We start from the raw sequence: 22,605 nt of genomic DNA on the forward strand, positions 1-22,605 counted from the left end.
ATGAAACAGAATAGAAATGTTTTAGCAATTATACCGGCAAGGGGAGGTTCTAAAGGAATTCCTGGGAAAAATCTGCGACTATTGAATGGAAAGCCATTAATTCAGTATTCCATTGATGCAGCTCTTGAGTCTGAATTAATTAATAAGATTGTAGTTTCTACCGACGACGATAAAATTGCTGAGGCAAGTATAGGTTTAGGGGCAGAAGTTATCAAGCGCCCAGAATCCCTGGCCGGCGACAAAGCTTTAGTAATAGATGCAATCAGGTATACTATTAAGGAGAGTGAATTGCAGGGCTTTGTACCCGATATTATTGTTCTTCTTGAATGTACTTCACCGATCAAAAGTGTTGAAGAAATCGATCTTGCTATCCGGAAATTGATTAACAATGAAGCGGACTCGGTAGCTACTTTTAAGGAAACAGCCGTATCTCCTAACCGGCTTTGGCGCATTGAAGATGGCAAAGTTGCTCCCTTTATTGAAAGTGCTTCACCCTTCATGCCAAGACAGGCTCAACCAAAAGGCTATGAATTAACCGGGCAGGTCTATGCTTTTACAACCTATATCTTGAACCAGAACCCGGAGGCCATTTCAATCCTTCTTGGCAGAGTGTTGCCTATTATTTCGAAAAGTAAGGCTGTAGATATCGATGAAGAGTTAGATCTTTTAATTGCAGAACAAGTTTTAAAATATATTGAGAATGAAAAGATTACAGGAGCTTTTTAATTTAAAAGGCAAAACTGCATTTGTTACCGGTGGCGCAGGATACCTGGGGAAGGCTATCTGTGAAACTTTGGCCGAGCTCGGCGCGAACCTGGTTATTGCCTCCCGGGATGAAACTAAATGTAAGGATTATGCCCGAGTAATTACCGAGAATTTCGGCGTAAAAGCTATTGGGATTGGAATGGATATTACCAGTATCGATTCCATAAAGGCGGCCTTGAGCCAGATCGAAAATGAATTTGGCAGTATTGATATTCTGGTGAATGATGCCTGGTCCGGCAATAAGAATACGTTTGAATCCATTTCTTACGAAGACTGGCAATACGATATTAACGTATGCCTTAACGGGGTTTTTTACACCATTAAAGAAACTACTCCTTACCTGATAAAATCAAAAGGCGTAATTCTGAACATTGCCTCTATGTATGGGCATGTATCCCCGGACTACCGCCTGTATGATGGTGCGAAACTGGCTAACCCGCCAAGCTATGGCGCTGCCAAGGCTGGAGTAATTCAGCTAACCAAATATCTTTCAAGTTTCCTGACTGAGCACTCCATCCGGGTTAATGCTATTAGTCCGGGTCCGTTCCCTTTCCCGCAAACCGGAGTAGATAACCCGGAGTTCATTCAAAAGCTGAGCGATAAAAATATTGTAGGCCGGGTTGGAACGCCGGATGACCTGAAAGGTGCTGTGGCATTATTATGCACAGATGCTTCTAAATACATGACCGGACAGAATATTTGCGTTGACGGGGGCTGGGCAGTATGGTAGAAATCAAAGTTGGAATTATTGGGTTGAGTAAGGGTAATGGTCACCCTTATTCATTTTCATGTATAATTAATGGTTATAACGATTCTGGTCTAAAAAATTCTGGTTGGGATGGTATTTATAGCTACGTTCGGCTGCGCGATGATTCGGATTTCACTTTCCCAGGCGTTAAAGTAACCCACGTCTGGACCCAGGATCCGGAAGAAAGCAAGAAGATCGCTGCTGCAGCCAATATACCCAATATTGTTTCTGCATACGAAGACTTTATTGGTGAAGTGGATGCCGTAATAATTGCCCGCGATGACTACGGAAACCATTATAAAATGGCGCGCCCTTTTCTGGAAGCCGGACTTTTTGTTTTTGTAGATAAACCTCTAAGCATAGATCTGGAAGAACTCAGGTTCTTTAAGCCATATTTGGAAAGCGGCCATTTAATGAGCTGCGCGGGCATGCGATATGCCCAGGAACTGGACCCGGTAAGAAACGTAAACGAATGGTTAGGCGAAATAAAGCTGGTAAGAGGAGCTGTATTGAATGACTTTGAAAAATACGGAGTCCATATGCTGGATGGCATTTTCAGCTGTGTTCCTTTTAAAGTTGACCGGGTTCTGGCTATCAAATCTAATCACAAAAGTGCGGTTCTTTTTAATTCCGATGATTCCATCATCCAGATCGATGCCTTGGGCGAAGTTGTGAAAACGTTTCAGATAGATTTTTTTGGTACCACCGGAAGATTTACTGCTGAACTGAATAATAATTTCAGTGCCTTCCGTCGTACTCTTTTTCATTTTTTCAAAATGATAAGAGAAAGAAAGCCTTCTATTGATCCGGAGCTGACACTGTCTATTATGAAAACGATCATTGCTTTTAATATTTCATTGAAAGAAAACAGAGAGGTTAAAGTTAGCGAAGTTCATGTTTAGTTTAAAAGATAAAGTAATCATTGTAACGGGTGGGAGCGGGCTTTTAGGTTCTCTTTTCCGGAAAACCATTGAACAGGCTGGTGGTATTGCAATCAATGCCGACGTGAATGCTTCCAAAGACTTAGATCAGAAAGAATACTATTGTAACATCACTGAAGCCGGTTCTATTGAGGAGCTTTTTGAAGCGATCGTCCATAAATATGGCAGAGTAGATGGCTTGGTAAATAACGCTTATCCTAGAACTAAAGACTGGGGGGTGAAATTTGAAAAAATTCCGGCCGAATCCTGGAAGCAAAACGTAGATATGCACCTGAACGGTTACTTTTTATGCTGTCAGGTAGCAACTAAGTTCATGGAAAAACAAGGTTTTGGAGCAATTGTTAATATTGCATCTATTTACGGCATTGTTGGTCCGGATTTTACGATCTATGATGGCACTGAAATGACAACGCCGGCTGCCTATTCTGCAATTAAAGGGGCAATAGTTAACTTCAGCCGCTATCTGGCTTCATATTATGGACCAAATGGCATCCGGGTAAATTGTCTTTCTCCGGGTGGTATCTTCGATAACCAGCCTGAAAGTTTTGTGAGAAATTATTCAGCCAAAGTACCTTTAAGACGCTTAGGAAAGCCCGAAGATATTGCTCCGGCGCTGGTTTTTCTGTTAACGGATGAAGCCGCCTATATTACCGGGCATAACCTGATAGTGGACGGAGGCTGGACAGCAATTTAATTTATATATTATTTCTTTAATTCAATATAATCCTGTGTTGGAAAATGCTGTTAATAATTGCTCTAGCAAAAGGATGAGAAGTTTTTAAAATGTTAAAAAAAATTTTTTTTCATTCTGCACTTTATGCACTTCCCTCAATAAGCTTGCAGATAGTATCATTATTGATGCTGCCATTTATTACTCCTCATCTCTCCGCTTCAGACTATGGTATTTATGGAGTTATATTAGCTTACATATCTTTTATTGGCCCTCTACGGGATTTGGGGTTCAATATTTCATTTGTTAATTCGTATTTTAAGCATCCAAAGAGGTGGCCACTTATCTGGCGGGCGTTATATGGTCATTTAATATTATGGAGTATTTTGTTTTCCCTGATTTACATTACTTTAATATTAATAGCTGTTCCTAAAAGTGAGTTTCAAAATATTTATGAAATTTTAGTTTTAACCTTATTACCCGGAGTCGTTTTTGATACTGCTAACAATATAGCAAATTATTATTTTAGATTTAGTGAAAGACCAATTATCATCGCAACTGTTGGAATATTTTCAGGAGTTATAGGGATGATTGTAATGTACTACTGTATTGTGGATCTGAAAATGGGTTACCTTGGATGGTTTTATAGCACATTTGCAACTTCATTAACATTGTTTTTAATTTACTTATATCCAGTATTTATAAAAAATAAATTATTTCCTATTGTTAAATACCGTAAAAACTTTATTAAAAAGTATCTAAGGGTATCCCTGCCTATGATACCTCATAATTACTCTTCTTATCTCTTAAACTCCTCTGATAGGGTAGTGATGGATTGGTATAAAATAGATTTAAAACAAGTAGGATTATTTAATATTGCATACAGATTTGGCGGTGCTTTTGAAATGATTGGTGAGGCAGCTGGAATGGCAATTGGTCCCCAGTATGTTAAGCTGTATATTAGTAAGAAGAAAAGTGATTTACAGCTTGCAAGACAGCTTACATTTATTTTAATGGCGCTTTTTCTAACTGCTGGGTTTAATGGGGCAATTTGGCTGAAAGAAGTTTTCCAGATATTAATTAAGAATAAAGACTTGGCTTCCGCATACGGTATTGGTACTATAATTCTTATGGGGTATTGTTATAGGCCAATGTATTGGGCCGCAATCAATAAATTAAGCACTTTTGAAAAAACCGATGTCATTTGGAGAATTTCTTTTGGGGCAGGCATCATTAATGTTTTGTTGAACCTGATTTTTTTAGGTAGCTATGGTATTATGGCTGCGGCGATTACTACGTTTATTTCCTTAATGATTATAGGATTTGCTGGCTTTACATTGAAAGAATACCGAGAGATGGATAATTTACCGCATTATCCTATTGTTTGGCTTCTGGCAATTATATTTGCTACTTTTCTTAGTTATTATGTTAAAGATATTGCAATTTGGCAGAAGGCTATAATTTCTTGTGCCTCATTGATTTTTATTTTTTATTACATAAGGAAAATTTACTTTGAGTTCCACTTAGATTCAAATAATGGATAGAGCACAACTTGGTAAGCTTCTTTATAAATTTGAATCAGAGAATACGGAAGCCATAGGAAAATTACAAATTAATAAATTTCTAATCTGGTCTATTGCTAAACCTTCAATCTTTTTTTTTCCGTTTGAACAAACGAGTGAAAGTAATAGTGGCAGTTCAAAATCTAACAATTCAGTTGTTACAAAATTAAAATCCATTTTAGGCTTTTTAATAAACCTATTCTTAGTTTTACTTAAATGTATAGGTAGAAAAAAAATAGTTATACTTTTTAATTCTACAATTAATAAAAAAACAAAAAATAATAAAGGAGAGCATTTCAATTTCATCACTGACCCATATGTAACCGAGGGTGTTCTACACACTTACTTAAATATAGAATACACTGTCGGAGAAAAAGTACAGGGACCATCGACTGTAAAAACTGACCTGAACATAGATGGGCTATTTTCTTTGTCAATTTTACTTAGATTATTCATCTCAAAAAGAAAAATCAAAAGAGATAGTCAAAAGTTAGAAGGCCTCCTTAATGATTTTTTTAATAAGTCTAATGTTAAGATTCAAATAGATTGCCAATTCATTGAGCAAATATTGATAAATTTTTATACAGATTATAAATTATGTAAGGCTTTGTTCTCCTTATTAAAGCCCAAAATTATAATTTCTTCAGAAAAGATTGGGTCTGGAGTCTTTGGCGCTGCTATTGATTTGAATATTTCAAGCATAGATATTCAGCATGGTGTTGTGGATCCTTTTGATGGGATGTATCAGTACTCTCCAAATCTTTTACCATATAAACAAAAGATGGTAATCCCTACTGAGATAGGAGTATGGGGGATTCAATTTAAAAAGTTGATGCTAGAGAAAGGTTTTTGGGAAGAAAAGGAAGTAAGGGTACTAGGAAATCATAGAATAAACTCGTTTAAAGATAATTTTAAACGCTCAAATGCAGATTCAACTATAATACTATTTCCAACTCAATGGCCCTTTTTTGAGGAGGCTATGGAATTATTAAATAAATTAAAAGTTGAGAGACCTCACGTTTTTAACTTAAAAATTAAAATTCATCCAATTGAACCAGACAACTTCGTAAAGCAATATGAGGAATTTGCTGAACAGAATAAAGAATGGGTAAGTATATCGTATCCTGCTGAAGATATTTATAAACTGATAGCACACTCTAAAGTCGTTTTAGGCTTTAATTCTACAAGTTTAATTGAGGCAATTAATTTAGGAATTCCAGCAATTAGCTTAACTACTAGAGGATATAACCAAGGAGTACATTATTATTTAGGAACTAGTAGTTTACTACTTAAGAATTCTATAAAAGTCATCAGTTATCAGGCTATAAATGAACTAATACTAACCTTAAATGCTGTTATTAGTGATGCTGATTTTTACCAAAATTGGTTAAATGAACTAAAAAGTTCCAGCTCTGAGTTATATGCAGAAGGATTTAAAGAGAATGCTGAAAAGCAAATCGCCGATTTATTAAATTGATTTTATTTAAATATAATTATTTCTTAATATTCTAAGATTATTAAAATGTGTGGTATAGCACTTCTTATAAATAATAATATTACTACAATTAAAGAAGAAGAAATCCGCGCCATGACGGACATGGTTGAACATCGTGGTCCGGATGGTAGTGGTACCTTTATTGAAGGTAACGTAGCAATGGGACATCGGAGGCTGGCAATTTTGGATCTTTCGGAATGTGGAAAGCAACCAATGATGTTTGATCATTATGTTATAGTATTTAACGGTGAAATTTATAACTATATAGAGCTTCGAGATGAACTGAAGCAGTACGGTTATACATTTGTTTCTGAATCAGATACGGAAGTTCTTCTTAAATCTTATGACAAATGGGGTGAAAACTGCGTGCATCATTTGCGTGGAATGTGGGCTTTCAGTATTTACGACCGAAAAAATGAGCGCGTTTTCATAAGCCGAGACCGTTTTGGAATTAAGCCTTTATACTATACGCAAACGCCAACAAAATTCTTAGCCGGATCTGAAATAAAACAATTTACTGTTATTAGTGATTTTGAAGCAGTAATGTTTCCTCCAATAGTTTATGAATTTTTGTTGCATGGGGCGCTTAATCATAACAAGTACACTTTTTATGAAGGTGTTTTTGCTTTACAACCAGGCCATAATTTGATTTATGATTTGAAGCAGCAGAAATACAATATTTACCAATGGTATTTCCTTGAGAAAACGGTTGAAAAACCGAAAGTGACTCCTGAAGAAGCTTTTAAAATTTTCCGGGAAAAGTTTGAAGAGGCAGTTAGGATTCATTTAAGATCTGATGTGAAACTTGGTGCTTGTCTTTCAGGAGGACTGGACAGCTCTTCGATCGTGACTATGTCGCGAAAGATCTTAGGAGAAAAGGTTCCTATATATACGGTTACTTCCTGCAATGAAGAGGCGCAATACGACGAAAGAGAATTTTCCAAAGCAGTTGTTGACGCCTGCCACGCTGAAGAAGTGCTGACCTTTCCCGATTTAAATACCCTTTATGCGGATAGTATTTTAGAAAAGATATGCTGGCATCAGGATCAACCAATTGGTACAGGTAGCCATTTTTCTGAATATGCAGTGTTCGAAGCTGCCCGGAAGAATAATCTGATCGTAATGTTGGATGGTCAAGGTTCTGATGAATATCTGGCTGGGTATCACAATTTCTTTATTTTCAGATGTATTGGTCTGATTAAGAAAGGCAAATTCCTTGATTTAGCCAGAACTGTAAAAGAACGGGCTGCCAACAGAGGATTGTCTGCCAAAAATATTTACCTGGATATTTTGAAGGTTTTTGTTTCCAAGAACAGAGAAATAGAATTTAAATTCACGCCTTGGTTAAGGAAAGAATGGGTGGAAAAGTATAAAGGGTCAGAGGCAATTACTTATAAAGGCTATCGAAACATTGAAAATATCAAAGACCTGTCTCTTTTAAGTATCAAGGAGATTAGCATTCCTTATCAGCTGCATTCTGAGGATAGAAACGCGATGTTATTCTCAATTGAATCACGCGTTCCTTTCTTAGATCATGAGCTTGTAGAGGCCATGATGGGCCTGCCTGAAGATGTATATTACTACTACGGGCTGGATAAAAACCCTATCAGACAAGGTTTAAAGGACATTCTGCCGGAGAAAATCTATAACCGTAAAACTAAGCTGGGATTTGCTTCCTCAGATGATATCTGGATGCGGAAGAATAGTAAGGAAATAAAAAGCAAACTGGAAGCAGCGGTCAATTATTTCAAAGATATATTAGATCCTCAGGTACTTACCGAATTTGATAAATATAGTGAAGGGAAGTCAGGATACAACAGTATATTTTTCAGGATACTTTCATTGCATGCTTGGGCAAAAGCTACCCAGGTGAGTGTTTATTAGTAATATTTTAATGGAAAGTACCTTCGAATAAATTTATTTTCATTAATCGGTTAAATGGGCTGTTTTTATATTAAGGAAATGGCGCTGTGAGTTTTTGGGCATAAACCCATACCGATTTTAATTTATTGCTGTTAATATAAATATTCCAAGCTGGGGTAATGAGGACTTACGTCACGAATGAATAGTCAGAGCAATATTCTGGATAAACTGAGGTATAATTAGAATGACTGTCAGCAGAGTTTTTGACGAGATAAGAATAGAGTTTTAGCACAGTTATTGCCGGTAATTAGGTCCTTTGGGTAAATTATAAGCAAATAGGTTAGTAAAGAAAAGATAGTTCTTAAGTATTCGTTATTTAAGAGGTGGCTTTTTTTCTGATTACTATTTCCAGAATAAGGTACTGGATTCTTTATCTTTGTCGTAACTTTAGTTGTAAGTAGAGAATTATATGATTACTATAATCGATTATGGCCTCGGAAATCTTGGTTCTGTAGCCAATATGATGAAAAAGGTCAATGTGGATGCAATAATAACCAGTAACCTTGCTGAAATAGAGCGTGCGGAGAAAATATTGTTGCCAGGGGTTGGGGCTTTTGATGCAGCCATGGAGAAACTTACAGATACGGAGTTACGGGAAATTCTGGATCATAAAGTACTGGAAGAACGCATACCGGTTCTAGGTATTTGTTTGGGTATGCAGCTTTTAACTAAGGGAAGTGATGAAGGTACCTTGCCGGGTTTAGGATGGGTACCAGCTTATACTCATAAGTTTCCAGATAATCTTGGAATAAAAATACCGCATATGGGCTGGAATTATGTAATCCATAATCGTGATAACCCTCTTACCGGAAATTTTGACAAGGATTTTAGATTCTACTTTGTTCATTCTTATTTTGTTAAAGTAGAGAATGAAGAAAATTCAATATTAAAAGCAACCCATGGAATAACTTTCGATGCTGCAGTCCAAAATTCTAATGTTTTTGGCGCCCAGTTCCATCCTGAGAAAAGCCATCGGTTTGGAATGCAATTATTTAAAAATTTCTCCTTGTTATAATGGTTATTAAAAGATTAATACCGTGCCTGCTCTACGATGGAAAGTATCTGGTTAAAACAGTAAATTTCAAGAACCCTCAGTATATAGGCGATCCGATTAATGCAATAAAGATTTTTAACGATAAGGAAGTTGATGAGCTGGTGTTCTTAGATATATTCGCTACTAAACAAAAGCGCTCACCAGATATTGCTAAGATATCACAATTTACTTCTGAGTGTTTTATGCCTTTTGCTTATGGAGGTGGAATTACTACTTTTGATGATTGTAAAAAATTATTTCATGCCGGAGTAGAAAAGGTAATAGTTAATTCGCTTTTATTCACTAATCCTAACGAAGTAAAGAAAGTTGTTGATGTGTATGGCTCACAGGCAGTAGTTGCATCAATCGACGTGAAGAAAGGGCTTTTTAAGGGGTATGGAGTCCATTCGCATGTGGGCACAAAAGTTAATAAAAGCATAGAAGAACTCATATTATTTGTTCAGAATGAATTGAAGGTAGGCGAAATAATGCTGACTTCAGTGGATAATGAAGGAAGCTGGAAAGGATTTGACGCGAAGTTAATTCAGAATATACACTCTTTAATCAAAGTGCCACTTATCGCTTCAGGGGGAGCAGGTACAATCGAAGATATTCGGAAGGTGCTTTATGAATTAAATGCAGATGCAGCAGCTATCGGAAGCATGGCGGTGTATCAAAAAAAAGGAATGGGAGTATTAATTAACTTCCCAAAGCGAGAAAATATAATATTATAGCAAAATGGCTAACCAGGAATATAAAATGTGTAGTGTTTGTGTAATGGATACAACCGATCCTTCAATTGTTTTTGATGAGAACGGACAATGTAATCATTGCAAATCGTATAGCGAAAAGTTTAAAAATACCCAATTAATTTCACCTGAAAAGAAAAAAGAACTGCTTCACAAGAATATTCAGGAAATAAAGACTCGGGGCAAAGGAAGCAAATACGATGGTATTCTGGGAGTAAGCGGTGGTGTAGATTCTACTTACGCTGCCTTGCTTGCCAAAGAGCAAGGACTAAGAATGCTGATTTTTCATGTGGACAATGGGTGGAACTCTGAACAGTCTGTAGGAAACATTGAAAATCTTGCCCAGATTACTGGCTTTGATTATGTAACAAATGTTCTTGATTGGGAGGAGTTCCGGGATATTCAATTAGCCTACTTAAAAGCGTCAGTACTTGATTTTGAGGTACCGTCAGATCATGCAATCTATGCAACTACCTATAAGTATGCTGCCAAGTATAATATAAAAACTATTATTACTGGCCTGAATGCTTCTACAGAAGGTATTTTGCCAGGCACATGGCATTACAGCGAAAAGAATACAGATTCTGTAAATATCAAAGCTATTCACAAACAATTCGGGAAATTACCGCTTAAGAGCTTTCCTTTATTGAGCTATGAAGACTTCTTTTATTATACCAAAGTTAAAGGAATAAAATCTTTTGATATTCTAAACTATGTTGAATATAATAAGGAAGAAGTTAAAAAGCGGATAATGAAAGAACTAGGCTGGCGAGACTATGGCGGAAAACATTACGAATCTATAATTACGCGTTTCTATCAGGGATATATATTGCCACAAAAATTTGGAATTGATAAAAGAAAGGCACATTTGTCAACTTTGATAGCCGCTGGCCAAATTACAAGAGAAGAAGCGCTTAAAGAATTAGAGAAACCACCCTTAGATCCTGAAATTCTGAAACATGATCTTGAGTATGTTCCCAAAAAACTAAACATAAGTCAAGAGGAATTTCAGCAGCTGATGAAACTGCCTAATAAAAGTCATTATGAATACCCTACCGACCAGTATAAACGTGGCAACTTAGGACGGATTAAAAATAAGATCAGCTCACTATTTAAAGCCTGATAGCCGCCTTTGTATTTGTCGAAATACGAGCCTGTAATCTATTCAACACAGGCTTCAATCTAAGTTTTTTATCCTATAAGCGTGGTGGGAAAACCGCAGAACATCTTATTAATTACTTCTCAGTTTATTGACCGGTATATCAGTGGTTTTACTAACAGATATGTTGGTTTATACACCTATATTCTAAATAATGGCTTTGCCAGGAAATTTACTTTTCTTACAAATGACCTGATCTGGGATCATTTTTTTAAAGGGAAAGATGATTCCAGAACTGAGATTTTATCTGTGCGATACAATTTTTTGTATAAAATAACAAGTCGTTTATTTTATCCGCTCTATATATGTTACTTATATAAAAAAAATAAATGCACATCTGTTCATGTTTCTACCTCGGTAATAGATGTACTTTATCTGATCAGGGTCTTCAACTTTTTTGGTATCCCTTATTGTATCACATTTGCTTCCAACAGCATAGAAATGGCTGCCTATGGAAGTGATTGGAATAGAAGAAGATGGACAAAAATATTAACAGAGGCAAAAAATGTAGATATTTTAAATCCTACACACGACCTGCACTTTTTCCCGTGTAAGCAGTTTGTGTCACGGTGTAGTTTTCCTTATTTTTCAGAGCTGAACCATGTTGATGAAAGTGTTTATCTGAATCCGGTCAGAAATAACTGGATAATCTTTTGTGGATCGTTAATACCTCAGAAGAATCCTCTGCTAGCATTAGAAGGATTTTACCATTTCATTAAAAACAATAATTTCCCTGATGATTTAAAACTGATTTTTTTCGGTAAAGGTGAACAGTTCGCGGAGCTGGACGAAAAGTTAAAAAGAGTGAATTCAGAATTTGGTAAAGAGTTGATTGCTTTTGCCAATTATAAAGATCTTCCTGAAGTGCTATCTAAGTCGAAGATTTTTCTTAGCTTACAGGATTTTGACAATTACCCTTCTCAGTCCTTAATGGAAGCCATGATCTTTTGCAATAGTATAATTAGCATCGATAATGGCGATACATCAAAAATGGTAATAGAAGACCTTGGCAATGTATTGCTTAAAGGTAAGGATCCTGAGCAGTTGTCAGATGCGATCAATCAGCTTTTGCAAAACAGAGTGCCAAATGTTCAAAACAGAAATTTTATTCTTGAAAATCATAATCCAAAGCGGTTTATGGAGTACTTGTTAGAGGTACATAATAATTTAGCTAGTTAAATACAGTACTTTAAAAGTAATAATGCTTCAAAAGAACAGTTCTTTGGGTTTAAGGTAAATGCACTAAAACAGTATCGGTTTTAACTGAAAAGTCAAAACAGGTTTTTCCAAAATTATTTTAATAAACGGTAACTGATAGCTTACGTGAACTTACGCCTGAAGTGCATTTATTGATGAAGCGGGCTGAATAGTTTGGTAAACACTTTGTATAGATTACATTTAAATTTCTATTATTTCTAAACGCTTCTCATACTCAGGTAATTAATATTTATGGGTAGATTACTTCACATTGTTGATACGCTGGAGCGAGGCGGTGCTGAGACCCTTGTTTTAAATACCGTAGAAATGATTAATAAATCATTTCCGGACTTTGAGCAGTATGTGGCGGTAATGTATAGGTCTGGTGAACTGGAAAAGCAGCTCCCGGACAACGTTAAGCTGATAAACCTCAATTTCAGGTTAACCAAACTCCCAAAAGCCATCATTCAATTACGGGATATTATAAAAAGGAATAATATTGAAGTTGTTCATTCTCACCTGATACATTCCACGTTACTTGCAAGATTAGCGCTGCCTAAAGGGGTAAAATTGGTTACAACTTACCATAGTGTTTTTTATGACCCTGAAATGGTAACTTATGCTAAATACGAATTGCCAATTGATAAATTTACTTACAAGGAACAATACTTTACAATTTATGTATCTGATGCTGTAAGGGAAAATATTGCCAGTAAAGTAGGAATTAAGAAAAACTTCAAAGTGCTTCCAAATTTTGCATCGGTAAAGTTTAAACCTTCTTATAAATTAAATTCCCAAAAGCCTTTACGGATCGTGATGGTAGGTAATCTTCACGAAATAAAGAATCATGAAATAGCTATCAGGGCTTTGGCTAACTTAATGGAAGCGGATATTACCCTGGACATTTATGGGGATGGAATACTTCGCGGATTTCTTGAAAATTTAATTGCCGAGACCGGAGCGAAGGTAAATCTTAAAGGGAAAGTTTCGATGGATTCCGGAATACTTGGCCAATATGATCTCTTTCTTATGACTTCGCATCATGAGGGAATGCCTCTCTCGGTTCTGGAAGCTATGCAAACGGGCCTGCCATCGATTCTGAATGATATACCTATGCTGAAAGAAACTGCTGCAGATAGCGCGCTGTATTACAAGTATGATGATCTTGACGCTCTTGTAGCCCAGATAGGTAAAGTTTATCAAAACCGTTCCATTTTGGCCGATCTTGCGCAAAAAGCAGTTGTGCGCTCCAGGCAATTTTCCGCGGAGAGTTATATGAACCAACTCCTTGAAATCTATCGTTCCTGACGTCTTATGGGTATACCAGGTTTTAGCAACGTTTCTGTATAGATAAGTCTTTAATTTAAAAAGTGTACCTTTGTTGCCTTGCTTAGATTTTTAAATTATTTATTCATTCCTTTTTTATTTTTGTAGAAAGAGGAGTAAAAGAGATTAGTATTTACTAGATAATACATGGTATGCTTAATTGCCTGATTGAAAGGTTTTAAAGGTGCCAGGTTTAACGTTATCCTGATGTGCGGAATTGCAGGTTTTATAGATTTTAATAATAAAAGTAGTGAGCAAACCCTTGGACAGATGGCGCAATGCGTTTCGCATCGCGGACCGGATGGGCAAGGTGTCTTCTTCAGACAAACTGGATCGGCACAGATTGGATTAGGTCATAGAAGACTATCCATCATAGATTTGAGCACTTCTGCCAACCAGCCAATGTCTTTCGGACGGTTGCATTTAGTTTTTAACGGTGAAATATATAACTACAATGAAATACGGGAGCAACTGATCGCAAAAGGCCATCAGTTCCAGACCCATTCCGATACGGAAGTGATTTTACATGCCTGGCAGGAATGGGGGGAAGCTGCTATTCAGCACTGGCGGGGTATGTTTGCCATTACGCTATTCGACGAAGAAGCGAAAGAAATAATTTGCATTAGGGATAGGGCTGGAGTAAAGCCATTTCATTATTACTGGAAAAATGGTTTATTCCTTTTTGGCTCTGAGCTAAAATCGATTATATCTTACCCAGGTTTCTCAAGAAAAGTAAGCAAACCTGCCTTGAAAACCTACCTCCAATATGGCTATGTTTCTCATCCTTATACAATCTTAGAGGGTGTTTCCAAACTTTCACCTGGGCATTTGCTCAGGCTTAATCTGAAAACAAGGGAGATCAAAATTAAGCAGTATTGGAACGTGTATGATTATTACAATAAGCCAAAGTTAAAAATTGGGTTAGAGGAAGCAACTGCCGAAACAGAACGGATTTTATCTGAATCCTTCCAATTAAGAATGGTGGCAGATGTTCCGGTTGGTGTATTTCTGAGTGGCGGTTATGATAGCTCATGCGTAACAGCGTTGCTTCAGAAAAATAATGCTGAAAAAATAAAGACGTTTACCATTGGATCTACAGATGGTAAGCTGAATGAAGCGCCATATGCGAAAGAAATTGCTGCCTTTTTAGAAACAGACCATACCGAATATTACTGTTCGCCACAGGAAGCATTATCAATTATCCCGGAACTGCCGCATTTTTATGACGAGCCTTTTGCGGATAGCAGCGCAATTCCTACAATTTTGGTGAGCCGGCTGGCTAAGAAAAAAGTTACTGTGGCTTTATCTGCCGATGGAGGGGATGAAATATTTGCGGGTTATAACCGGTACGATTACATTACCCGATATACGCAAAAGATTAATTCAATACCCACTCCCATCCGAAAAGCCGCTGCTGCCACCATGGAACTTTTTAATGCTGAACAGATACCGTTTTTAAAAAAGAATAAGATGGCCAGTAAGTATGGAAAATTAAAGAATATTCTCGCAGACCCATCTCCCCTTGAACTCCTTAATAACCTGAGCCAGGTCTTTACTGATAAAGAATCTGATAAGATATTAAACGGTATGGCAAATGGATTAAAAACTGCTCATACCAGCACGGAGTTGCTTAGCGGCTATAATGATCCGCTGTCGTTCATGATGGCCATTGATTACCAAACCTACTTGGTAGATGATATTCTGCAGAAAGTGGATCGAGCAACTATGTCGGTGAGTCTGGAGGGCAGAGAGCCATTTCTGGATCAGAAGATTATAGAATGGGCTGCACAACTTCCCAATGAGCTTAAGTACTACAATGGACAGAAAAAGTACATTCTAAAGGAGATCGTGCATAAGCATCTTCCGAAGGAAATCATGGAAAGACCAAAAATGGGTTTCGGCATCCCATTAGCTTCCTGGCTTCGGAAGGAATTAAGAGAACTGGTAAATAATTACCTAAGTGAAAGTAAATTAAGCGAACACGGGCTTTTTAATATTGCCGTTGTAAAACAGATCGTATTCGACTTTTATAATGGAATGAACGAGAATCATTTAAAGATCTGGCATTTGCTTATGTTCCAGATGTGGTATGAAAAATGGATGGAAAAGTAATTAAAGATTCAGTTTCTGTATTTTTATTAAACAATGTTTTAAATAACCGGCAGTTTTCATGAACATAGCTGTAATTGGGGCTAATGGATACCTTGGGCAACACTTGGTATATTACCTTCTTAAGGAAAAACAGCAGAAACCGGATTGCTATGATATTCAGCCGGATTTCGCAGGTAAAGATACTGTAGCTTACCAGCAACTTAATATTTGCGATAAAGAACAGATAGGTAACTGTTTTGCAGCCTACGATTATATATATTTTTTCTCAGGACTTACTGGTACTGATGTCTCAATTGATAGATATAGAAGTTTTATAGAAGTTAATGAGCTTGGGCTACTGAATGTGCTCGATTCTTTAAAAGACCTTAATACTAAGCCAAAATTGATTTTTCCTTCTACCAGACTGGTTTATAAGGGCCAAGAAAACACGCCATTATCAGAAGATGCCGAAAAAGAGTTTCGTACGATTTATTCTTCGTCTAAATTTAACGGCGAGAAGTATCTCGAGATGTTCAGGAATCTTTACGCCCAGCCCTATACCGTTTTCCGGATCTGCGTGCCTTATGGCAACGTAGTTGGGGGGCAACTTTCTTACGGAACGGTAAGCTTTTTTCTGAATAAAGCTACGAATGGTGAAGCAATTACTTTGTTCGGTAATGGGAATTTGAAAAGAACCTTTACGCACGTAATGGATCTTTGTCGGCAAATTGTAGAAGTTTCTGCCAAGCCTGAGAGTAATGGCAATTGCTTTAACACTGCGGGAGAAACCTATTCGTTGAAGGAGGTTGCAACAATGATCGGAGAAAAATTTTTGGTTCCGGTTCAATTTTCCGAATGGCCCAAAAAAGCTTGGAAGCTGGAATCCGGCGACACCATTTTTGAATCTTCAAAACTGGAGCAACTGTTACCGGAGGCCCTTAAATTTTCTATAAAAGAATGGATAAACGCTTAATAAATTATAATACAAAAGGAAGAGATCAAAACACAGAACTTGCATTTCTAAAATCTGCTTTGACTTTTCAGAATCCATTTAATACTACTGAACAGGTACTGGAATGGGTACAGGAAAGAAACCGGCAGGTTCATGTCAATATCGAACGCATCCCGTTCGATAAAATGCGGAATTGGTCTCTGGATGAAAAAAAGGAAAAGCTGCTGCATAGTTCCGGTAGCTTTTTTTCTATTGAGGGGATCAATGTAAAAACAAACTGGGGACTGGTTCCAGATTGGGATCAGCCGATTATCAATCAACCTGAGATCGGTTTTCTGGGCATTATTACCAAAGAGGTCAGTGGTATTCTATATTTTCTGCTACAGGCTAAAATAGAGCCTGGTAACGTAAATAATGTACAGCTCTCCCCAACCTTGCAGGCTACCAAGAGCAATTATACCAAAGTTCACAAGGGCAAGGCACCTGCTTACCTAGAGTATTTTACAAACCGGACCCGAAGCGTGGTCTTATTAGATCAGCTGCAATCCGAACAGGGCGCCCGGTTCCTTAAAAAAAGGAACCGGAATATTATTATTAAGATAAATGAGGAAATAGAAATACTGGATGATTTCTGCTGGCTTACCTTGGGGCAGATAAAAGACCTGATGCGATTTGATAATGTGGTAAATATGGATACCAGGACCGTTGTTTCCGGTATCTCCTTCGGCAACCACTCAGATGAAACTGTTAATTTTTTTAATCTTATCAATGATGGCGTTTCTGGAGTGGGGGCTCAATTCTTAGCTTCAGATCTGAACAGCGAAGTTTCACTTTATTCATTCGATGAAATCATACATTGGTTTACAGATCTGAAAGTTAAATATGATCTAAATATCAAATCGATTCCGCTAAATGCAGTAAGAGACTGGCTGATCGAAGATAATTGTATCCGGCATGTTGATAATAAATTCTTTAGTGTGATTGGGGTTCACGTTGAAATTTCCAGCCGGGAAGTTACGAATTGGGATCAACCATTGGTTGCGCCGGTACAGGAAGGTATATGTGCTTTTATTGTAAAGGAGATAGATGGTATTTTGCATTTTTTGGTGCAGGCGAAGTTGGAAAGCGGAAATTTTGATATTCTGGAAATGGCTCCGACCTTGCAGTGCCTGACAGGAAGCTACCATAACGAAAATAGTCTGCAAACACTTCCGTATCTGGATTATGTTCTAAATGCATCTTCAGAAGAAATAATTTTCGATACCCTACAATCGGAAGAAGGGGGCAGATTTTACCGGGAACAAAACCGCAATATGGTATTACTTGTAGGAAAGAATTTTTCTCAGGAAGTGCCGGAAAACTATATCTGGATGACCTTAAACCAGCTAAAGATCTTTATCAAATTCAATAACTACTTGAACATTCAGGCCAGAAGCCTGATCTCAGCAATCTCTTATAATTAATTAGCTATGAATTGGGGCATATTAGGCTGCGCAGGCATTGCACAGAAAGCGGTGATACCTGCCATCTTATCTATCAATGAAAACAAGCTGGTTGCTGTAAGCAGCCGGAATCAGGAATCTGCGGATAACTTTGCCAAAAAATTTGGTTGTATTGGGATTGAAGGATATGAAGAGCTGTTGAAACGGGATGATTTAGATGCGGTTTATATTCCGTTGCCCAACGGGCTCCATTTTGAGTGGATCATGAAAGCATTGGAGCATAATAAACATGTACTGGTAGAGAAAGCTGCATTTATTTCACTTTCCGAAGCGCAGGAAGCCGTGGACCTTGCCAGAAAGAAAGGCCTAGGGATTGTTGAGAATTTTCAATTTCAGCACCATTCCCAGAATACCTTTGTGAAAAAGATGCTAGTGAAAAACGAGATCGGCGAGATCCGGTGCTTTAGAAGCTCTTTTGGCTTTCCGCCTTTCGATCCGGAAACCAATATACGATATAAACCGGAATTAGGAGGTGGAGCCTTACTGGATAGCGGCGCTTATGTGCTGAAAGCGAGTAGTTTTTTCTTTGGTCATGATTTCGAAGTGAAAGCGGCGCACCTGGATTATCACGAAGAATATGGGGTAGATTGGTTTGGTGGAGCCTTTTTGATTAATAAAGCCAATGGGATCTTCGCTGAAGTAGCATTCGGATTTGACAATTACTACCAGTGTAATTATGAGATTTGGGGAAGCACTGGTAAGATTACAGCAACCCGGGCTTTTACAGCAAAAGCAGATTTTGCACCAACCATAATCCTCGAAAAAAACGGGGTAAGCACGGAAATTGTTTTAGAGACCGACGATCATTTCCGGAACATGCTGCAGTATTTTAACCAGACTGTGAAAGAGGAGAACTTTGAACCTGAACTGCAATATATTCTTACGCAGGCTAGGTTAATTGAGCAGGTGCGGCAATTGGGAGGCAGGAATTAAAATTCCTTTTACAAAATGGCGGTTAAAAGGAATGTTTTGGTTCTGGTTGAGTTTTTTGGGCAAGGCGGAGCGGAAAGAGTTGGAGCTATGGTTGCTCAAATGCTTGCGGACAGCGGAAAGTATAATGTATGGCTCTATGCCATTCAGGGAGGAGACATCACATCTACTTTAGCAGGAGTGACGTCCGGTAGTTTAAATATTCTAAATGAACCAGGATCGTTAAAAAAGGTCCGAAATTATTACCTGAAATTTGCCCGGTTAAGTAAATTAAAGAAGCAACTGAATATTGACCTCTCTATTAGCAGTCTGTGGCCGGTAGACTGGATCAATGCCTTAACCGGTTCCGATAAAAAAGTGGCCATTATCCAGATCAATATTCTGAACAATGTGCAAAATGAAAAAATGGTCAGATTTCGCAAATTAGTTTCTACCGTTTATTCCCGTTTCGATAAAATTGTATTAGGTGGCGGCAATCTGGTGCCGGAAATGACAGATTTTTTCAAGATCAATGGTGAAAAACTGCTGGTGATCCAGAATCCGGTTGAAACCAAGCGGGTTGAAAAAAATCTGCGGGAGCCTTTACCGTTTGGCTTATCCACCACTTTTGATAAGTATCAGGTTTTGGTTGCCGCTAACCGGTTGAGTGCAATTAAAAACACCCAAGCCCTGATTTACATTTATAAATTATTGACAGATAAAGAAAAGGTAAAAATTCTGATAATTGGAGAAGGCGAAGAAAAGGAAAGATTACAGCAACTTATTATCAATGAAGGTTTCACTTATTCTCAGGTAGAATCCGAGAGCTTTGATGAAAATTCGAATTTCTATTTTTTAAACTTCCAGAACAATATCCATAACCTGATTGGCACGTCGAAGGTCTTTTTATTCCCTACCAAAGCCGAAGGGTTGCCACTAACGTTATTGGAGGCCATGAGCACCGGGGTGCCTGTATTAGTAAGCGACTGCCCGAACGGAGGCGTAGGGGAAATTATTAATGGAACTTACGATTTCGACTTTAGTAACCAGCGGTCTGAACCTGCAAAGTTTGATGGGGGTTATTTAATGCCAATACCTCATACGGATAAGGCAGAGCAATTAGTTTTCTGGAAGGGCAAAATTGAGGAAATACTTGCCGCAGATAACCCAAGGCGGGAAAGTTACAGATTTTCGAATAAGGCTAGGGCAGAAAAGTTTGATGTGGAGCACGTGAAATTCACATGGGTAAGCATGATTGAAGGATTATTTACAAATTAATGACAACAGGAAATAAAAAAATACTTTATTTATCTTATGATGGTATGAGCGATCATATCGGGCAATCGCAGGTATTGCCTTATCTGATCGCTTCCAGTGAAAGAGGAATGGATATCCATATTTTGTCTTTTGAAAAAAAACAAAATGAGCAAAAGATCGCTGGGATCCAGAGTTTGCTGGAGAAGCATGCTATCAAGTGGTTCAAAATAAAATTCAATCAGGGAGGAGATCTATCTAAGGTATATGATTATATAAAATTCTTTTTTAGCGCCTTTTATGTTTGTATCAAATACCGGTACGATATTGTGCATTGCCGGAGCTATACCGCCTCAAATATCGGTCTTCTCTTGCATTATATATTAGGTAGAAAGATAATTTTTGACAAAAGGGACTTCTGGATCGATGCTAAAATCGAGACCGGTAGGATCAACCCCGACAGCAGCTTCAGCCATAACCTGATCAATAAATTCCTTCGGTTCTTTGAAAGAAGGCTTTTTTTGGATGCTGATCATATTATTTCACTAACCGAAAAGGCAAAACAGGTCGTGCTACAAAAGTATCCCTCCAGAAAACCAGAGGATATTACAGTAATTCCTTGTTGCGTTGATCTTAACCTATTTAATAAGAATAAATTGGATCAGGGAAAGGTTACGACCTTAAGATCGGATCTTGGACTTGATGGGGCTTTTGTGCTGGGTTATGTGGGGAGTATTGGTTCTACTTATATGATTCCTACGTTGTTTGAGTGCTTTAAAGCAATTCAAAAAGCAGTTCCGGAGGCAAAATTGTTGTTTATGGTTAATAACGATAAGGAGGAAGTTTATAAGGCTGCCGCGGAAAGCCAGGTATCGCGGGAAAATCTGGTGGTTACTTCCGCTTCTCGCCCCGAAATGCCTTTGCATATAGCCCTGGTCGATATGGGGATCTTTTTTATTACGCCTACTTTTGCCAAGCAGGCGACTTCCCCAACTAAGCTTTTTGAAATGCTGGCTATGAATAAACCCATAATTACCAATGCGGGGGTTGGTGATGCTGAAAAGATTTTTAATGATCTGCAGTGTGGTTATTTATTAAATAACTTTACCGAAGAGGAATTTAAGAATGTTGCCAGGTGGGTTAAGGCTAATATGGCTGGAAAGCAGTTCGATCTGAGTTGCTATTCGTTAGAATTTGGCGCCCGGAAATATTACGAGGTGTATCAAAAAAAATAATAATGAGAAAGATTTTATTTGTAGCACCGTATCCGGAAGGACTTGCCCCTAGCCAGCGATTAAAGTATGAACAATACTATCCGTATTTCAGGGAAGCAGGATATGAGATCACTACGAGATCCTTTATTGATGCGGAGTTCTGGCAGACCGTTTATAAGCCAGGTAATACCTTTAGGAAGATCCTTTTTACAATTAAGGCCTACTTTAGGCGGATAAAAGACCTGTTTACCCTTGGTAAATATGATGTGGTATATGTGCACCTTTGGGTCACCCCAATTGGCCCGCCTTTATTCGAGTGGCTTTTCCGGAAGTTCTCAAAACGGCTGATCTATGATATTGATGACTTGATCTTTCTGAAACCGAAGAGCAAATCGAACCCCCTGATCAACTGGTTGAAGTCCAGTAATAAGTCCATTTACCTGATGAAAGTTGCTGATCATGTGATTACGTGTACCCCGCACCTTGATCAGTTTGTAAGACAATTCAACAACAAAACCACCGATATATCTTCTACGATAAACACCATTGCTTATCGGCCCCGAAAAGATTATTCTGTTAAAGAAAAGATCACGTTGGGGTGGAGCGGGAGCCATAGCACTTCCAAATATGTTTATCTGTTAAATAATGTTTTTCTGAAACTGAAAGAAGAAATAGATTTCCGTTTGCTGGTTATCGGCGACCGGGAATTTAAGATGGAAGGCATTGAAGTAATTGCTATTCCCTGGCAGGAGAGCACAGAAGTAGATGATCTTGCTAAAATAGATATCGGCCTTTACCCGTTGCCGGATGAGGAATGGGTATTAGGGAAAAGTGGTTTGAAAGCCTTGCAATACATGGCGCTGGGTATTCCAACAATTGCAACTGCCATTGGTGCAAATTACAGAGTAATAGAAAGTGGTGTTTCCGGCTTCCTGGTAAATTCTCCGGAAGAATGGTTGCAGGCAATCCGTGATTTGGCGAAAAATGAGGCACTTAGAGTTTCTATTGGATCTAAAGCTGCTGAGCGGGTAGAGCAATTTTATTCTCTTAATGCCAATGCACCGGTTTATTTGAGAATTCTGGATAAAGTTATTTCAAATGAGGTCAATTCCTGA

The 22,605-nt window shown here is 37.9% G+C and carries 19 protein-coding genes; all 19 read left to right on the plus strand.

Annotated features, from left to right (window positions below):
- The 19 genes from I5M27_RS01850 to I5M27_RS01940 all read left to right on the plus strand — a co-directional run bounded on the left by I5M27_RS01850 (position 1) and on the right by I5M27_RS01940 (position 22,605).
- A complete protein-coding gene (locus I5M27_RS01850; RefSeq protein ID WP_200504324.1) occupies positions 1-726 on the plus strand; it encodes an acylneuraminate cytidylyltransferase family protein in 726 nt (241 codons plus the stop codon).
- The gene (locus tag I5M27_RS01855) at positions 701-1,495 is read left to right on the plus strand and encodes an SDR family oxidoreductase (RefSeq protein WP_200504325.1); all 795 of its coding nucleotides are present in this window, start codon (positions 701-703) and stop codon (positions 1,493-1,495) included. Before I5M27_RS01850 ends, I5M27_RS01855 begins: the two co-directional genes overlap by 26 nt.
- Complete coding sequence (locus I5M27_RS01860) at positions 1,489-2,415, plus strand: Gfo/Idh/MocA family protein (protein WP_200504326.1); 927 nt, start codon at positions 1,489-1,491, stop codon at positions 2,413-2,415. The genes I5M27_RS01855 and I5M27_RS01860 overlap by 7 nt, the downstream gene beginning before the upstream one ends.
- On the plus strand, positions 2,408-3,148 hold the full coding sequence (locus I5M27_RS01865) for an oxidoreductase (protein ID WP_200504327.1): 741 nt from the start codon (positions 2,408-2,410) through the stop codon (positions 3,146-3,148). The genes I5M27_RS01860 and I5M27_RS01865 overlap by 8 nt, the downstream gene beginning before the upstream one ends.
- A gap of 89 nt (positions 3,149-3,237) precedes the next feature.
- A complete protein-coding gene (locus I5M27_RS01870; RefSeq protein WP_200504328.1) occupies positions 3,238-4,668 on the plus strand; it encodes a lipopolysaccharide biosynthesis protein in 1,431 nt (476 codons plus the stop codon).
- Positions 4,661-6,163: a hypothetical protein gene (locus I5M27_RS01875; RefSeq protein WP_200504329.1), complete on the plus strand. Its 1,503-nt coding sequence runs from the start codon at positions 4,661-4,663 to the stop codon at positions 6,161-6,163. The genes I5M27_RS01870 and I5M27_RS01875 overlap by 8 nt, the downstream gene beginning before the upstream one ends.
- A gap of 45 nt (positions 6,164-6,208) precedes the next feature.
- On the plus strand, positions 6,209-8,065 hold the full coding sequence (asnB, locus tag I5M27_RS01880; RefSeq protein WP_200504330.1) for an asparagine synthase (glutamine-hydrolyzing): 1,857 nt from the start codon (positions 6,209-6,211) through the stop codon (positions 8,063-8,065).
- A 448-nt stretch (positions 8,066-8,513) separates the two neighbouring features.
- Positions 8,514-9,119, plus strand: coding sequence for an imidazole glycerol phosphate synthase subunit HisH (gene hisH, locus I5M27_RS01885; protein WP_200504331.1), 606 nt, complete (start codon positions 8,514-8,516; stop codon positions 9,117-9,119).
- Positions 9,119-9,871 carry a HisA/HisF-related TIM barrel protein gene (locus I5M27_RS01890; protein ID WP_200504332.1) on the plus strand — a complete coding sequence of 251 codons (753 nt, stop codon included), beginning with the start codon at positions 9,119-9,121 and terminating at the stop codon, positions 9,869-9,871. The genes hisH and I5M27_RS01890 overlap by 1 nt, the downstream gene beginning before the upstream one ends.
- A 25-nt stretch (positions 9,872-9,896) precedes the next feature.
- Positions 9,897-11,009, plus strand: coding sequence for an N-acetyl sugar amidotransferase (locus I5M27_RS01895; protein ID WP_262896438.1), 1,113 nt, complete (start codon positions 9,897-9,899; stop codon positions 11,007-11,009).
- Between the two features lie 477 nt (positions 11,010-11,486).
- Positions 11,487-12,224 carry a glycosyltransferase gene (locus tag I5M27_RS01900; protein ID WP_200504334.1) on the plus strand — a complete coding sequence of 246 codons (738 nt, stop codon included), beginning with the start codon at positions 11,487-11,489 and terminating at the stop codon, positions 12,222-12,224.
- A gap of 270 nt (positions 12,225-12,494) precedes the next feature.
- Positions 12,495-13,550, plus strand: coding sequence for a glycosyltransferase (locus I5M27_RS01905; protein WP_200504335.1), 1,056 nt, complete (start codon positions 12,495-12,497; stop codon positions 13,548-13,550).
- A 225-nt stretch (positions 13,551-13,775) separates the two neighbouring features.
- On the plus strand, positions 13,776-15,680 hold the full coding sequence (gene asnB, locus I5M27_RS01910; protein WP_200504336.1) for an asparagine synthase (glutamine-hydrolyzing): 1,905 nt from the start codon (positions 13,776-13,778) through the stop codon (positions 15,678-15,680).
- A gap of 58 nt (positions 15,681-15,738) precedes the next feature.
- Positions 15,739-16,632 carry an NAD-dependent epimerase/dehydratase family protein gene (locus I5M27_RS01915; protein ID WP_200504337.1) on the plus strand — a complete coding sequence of 298 codons (894 nt, stop codon included), beginning with the start codon at positions 15,739-15,741 and terminating at the stop codon, positions 16,630-16,632.
- Positions 16,617-18,074 carry an NDP-hexose 2,3-dehydratase family protein gene (locus I5M27_RS01920; protein ID WP_200504338.1) on the plus strand — a complete coding sequence of 486 codons (1,458 nt, stop codon included), beginning with the start codon at positions 16,617-16,619 and terminating at the stop codon, positions 18,072-18,074. The genes I5M27_RS01915 and I5M27_RS01920 overlap by 16 nt, the downstream gene beginning before the upstream one ends.
- 6 nt (positions 18,075-18,080) lie before the next feature.
- On the plus strand, positions 18,081-19,046 hold the full coding sequence (locus tag I5M27_RS01925; protein ID WP_200504339.1) for a Gfo/Idh/MocA family protein: 966 nt from the start codon (positions 18,081-18,083) through the stop codon (positions 19,044-19,046).
- Positions 19,047-19,061: 15 nt separating this feature from the next.
- A complete protein-coding gene (locus I5M27_RS01930) occupies positions 19,062-20,300 on the plus strand; it encodes a glycosyltransferase (RefSeq protein WP_200504340.1) in 1,239 nt (412 codons plus the stop codon).
- A complete protein-coding gene (locus I5M27_RS01935; RefSeq protein ID WP_200504341.1) occupies positions 20,300-21,511 on the plus strand; it encodes a glycosyltransferase family 4 protein in 1,212 nt (403 codons plus the stop codon). Before I5M27_RS01930 ends, I5M27_RS01935 begins: the two co-directional genes overlap by 1 nt.
- Before the next feature lie 2 nt (positions 21,512-21,513).
- Complete coding sequence (locus I5M27_RS01940; RefSeq protein WP_234462344.1) at positions 21,514-22,605, plus strand: glycosyltransferase family 4 protein; 1,092 nt, start codon at positions 21,514-21,516, stop codon at positions 22,603-22,605.

It is taken from the genome of Adhaeribacter terrigena (genome assembly GCF_016623615.1).
Taxonomy (GTDB): domain Bacteria; phylum Bacteroidota; class Bacteroidia; order Cytophagales; family Hymenobacteraceae; genus Adhaeribacter_A; species Adhaeribacter_A terrigena.